The organism is Nocardioides sp. (assembly GCF_036374615.1).
Taxonomy (GTDB): domain Bacteria; phylum Actinomycetota; class Actinomycetes; order Propionibacteriales; family Nocardioidaceae; genus Nocardioides.
In genome coordinates, this window is the sequence record NZ_DASUTK010000070.1 from 1 (window position 1) to 2699 (window position 2699).

Sequence of the window (2699 nt, forward strand, 5' to 3'; positions counted from 1 at the left end):
CCGCTCGTCCAAGTCAGCAGCGTGTGGCGGCTCAGCTCGAGGCGCTGGTCGTCGACGAGCAGCGGTCTCGTTACCACGCCCCCGTTACTCGTCCAAGTCGCGGGCTCGAACGCCCGACGACGACGCTGCGCTTCTCGCGTGGCGAGCAGCCCTGGTGGTGCCACGCCGCGACGGCGGTTCAGCATCGCCCAGCAGCAGCGGATTTCGGCGCCGCGGTCCTGCCGCGGCGTGATGGACTTCGACCCCGTGCTCACAACCATGTGTCAGCCGCACGCCGGCAACAGTGCCGCCGCTGTGCTCCTGCTGTACGACACGACGCTGACCGAGACCGAGACCGTCCTGGCCGGCCGGGACGGGGCCGTCGTCAGGCTCTGACGACGGCCCCGCGTCCACGCCGGCTCAGTCGAGCAGGTGGTCGAGCACGCGGCCCATGACCGCGTTGCGCGACGCCTGCGTCGAGATCCCCTCGAACCCGAAGCCCATGAGGATCGAGTCGGGGGTGCTGATCGTGGAGCCGACGGGGAATCCGGCCGCGTCCGTGCGGATCCAGTTGTTCGCGTTCGGCCCGCTGCCGGGCGGCGGCCCGGTGACCTCCCAGCCGTCGAACCCGGTCTCGAACGAGGTGCTCGTGCCGTCCGGCAGCGTCACGTCGTCGATGAAGACGCCGAGGTTCTGGACCGCCCAGTCGGTCGCGTAGGCGATCGACACCTCGACTGTCTCTCCGGCCCAGTCCGACAGGTCGACCTGCCACTGCACCCAGCCGCCGGAGTTGCCCGAGGCGGCGTTCCACACGCCGGTGCTCCCCGTGCCCGTGCAGGTGCCCGCAGCCCGGTTGAACGTCTGGTAGTGGTCGAGCTGCGGATGCAGATCGCGCCACCCGGCGGAGCAGCTATCCCCAGTGGCGGTGGTCGTATGTCCGTTCGCGTCCGGCAGCGTCGTCCAGTCGTCGCCGTTCGGCGTGCGGGCCTCCACGAACAGGTGGTCCCAGGCCGGCTCGGTGTCGTAGGACGTCCAGAACGTCAGTGACTGGTTGCCGGTCGCCGGCACGCTGATCTGGCGGGTGAGGCGCTTGTAGGCCACATCCGAGATCTGCGAGTACACGTACTGGTCGCCGGTGTGGGGTGAGAACGGCCCGCCCGGCTTGTCGTATCGGCTCGACGGCCAGCTGTTGAACTGCGGGTACTCCGACCGCGGCAGGATGCCGCTGGTGGACACGAACGACGCGCTCATGTCCTGGTTGTCCGCGCCGTCCGGCCCGAACGCCCAGGACAGGCCCCCGAACGGGTCGTCGATGCCGTTGACGCCGAAGTGGTCGCCGGTCTCGGGATCGTGCCCGTCGCCCGCGGCCAGCGCGTACGCGCCGAACCAGTACTGGAGCACATCGTTGATCCCGTCGCTGTTCGGCGAGCCGGCGAGCGCCAGGCAGCGCCGCGGGTCGAACCCGGCCGGCCGCGGGTTGCACGGGCCCACGCCCTTCGGGTCGTAGAACTGTTGGCCGACCGCGCCGGCGCGGACGAACTGCTGGGCGGCCCACGCGCCGGTGTACACGACCCGGCCGCCCTCGTTCATGTACGCGCGGAACTCGAGGATCTCGTCCATCGCGAGACGATCGACGTTGCCGGCGCCCTGTCCGACCGGGCGCGTGACGACGTCATCGCCCGTGTACCAGATCACCGCGTCGTAGTGGCTGAGCACGCCGAGGTGATCCGGCGCCGTGCGGCCGCGCGCGTCGACGTCGTACACGTCAGCCTCGGTGTCGTTGCCCTCGAGCGCGTCGAGGTAGTACTCGAGGTGGTGCGGCCCGGGCGTCTGCGGCGGCGACACGCCCGAGTAGTCCTCGGCGGCGACCACGAGCACGCGGCGGCCGGTCTCCGAGACGGCCCGGTACGTGAACGAATCGCTGCGCTCACCGCCCCCCTCGAACCAGACCTCGACGGAGTCACCGGGGGTGGTGCCGGTCACCACGCCGCGCATCTCGCGGTAGTGGACGGCGGCCGGCTTGAAGCGCTCGCCCCCGGTCCACTCCGAGGTCGGAGCGCTGCGAACGGACCCGCCGTTGATCCGGTACTTGAGCGTCACGCCGCCGAGGCTGCGCTTCGCCAGCACCTGGACCGGCTGGGGATCGCCGTAGGAGTAGGCGAACTCGAAGTCGACGCCCGGGATCCCGTCCTTGTAAGGGTCGTCGCTCTTGGTGTAGAACGGCTTGGTCTCGATGCCGAGGACCGACTCCGGGTCGTCCGGGTCGTCCGCCGACTTGGCCACGGACAGCGCGAACGGCAGGTTGCGCTCGAACTCCTCCTGCACGAGCGCCTCGTCGTCCGGGAACACGAACCCGCAGCTCGGGCAGCCGGCCGACAGCTCCGGGGTCCACGCCAGCGCCCCCGTGCCCGCGTGCGCGTAGTCGGTCGTCTCGCCGTTCGTGACGTACAGGACGTCGGAGCTGAGACCGGGGTGGAAGTCCCGGATCGCCGGCCGGTCCAGGTTGCCGGAGAGGGCGAAATAGATCGGGTCGTCCGCCGTCGGCGTCGCGATCTGCCAGCCCTCCGCGTACAGCAGCCACTGCCCGTTCGAGTGCCAGTTGACCTGGAACTCAAACCCGATCCGGTCGAGCAGGCCCTTCATCGCCACGGTCTCGGGCTCGGACACCGGAGCCGGGCCGCGGTACGTCTCGCTCGACGTGATCGACGACGAGCCCTCCT

General features: G+C 70.3%; 2 protein-coding genes. One reads left to right on the forward strand and one right to left on the reverse strand.

The annotated features are described in order from the left end of the window. The first annotated feature begins 138 nt into the window (after window positions 1-138). On the forward strand, window positions 139-375 hold the full coding sequence (locus tag VFZ39_RS05990; RefSeq protein ID WP_330864822.1) for a hypothetical protein: 237 nt from the start codon (window positions 139-141) through the stop codon (window positions 373-375). 24 nt (window positions 376-399) lie between these two features. Here VFZ39_RS05990 and VFZ39_RS05995 read toward each other — a convergent pair. Then, window positions 400-2699: M14 family zinc carboxypeptidase (locus VFZ39_RS05995; protein ID WP_330864823.1), on the reverse strand; the 2300-nt coding region annotated here is incomplete at its 5' end.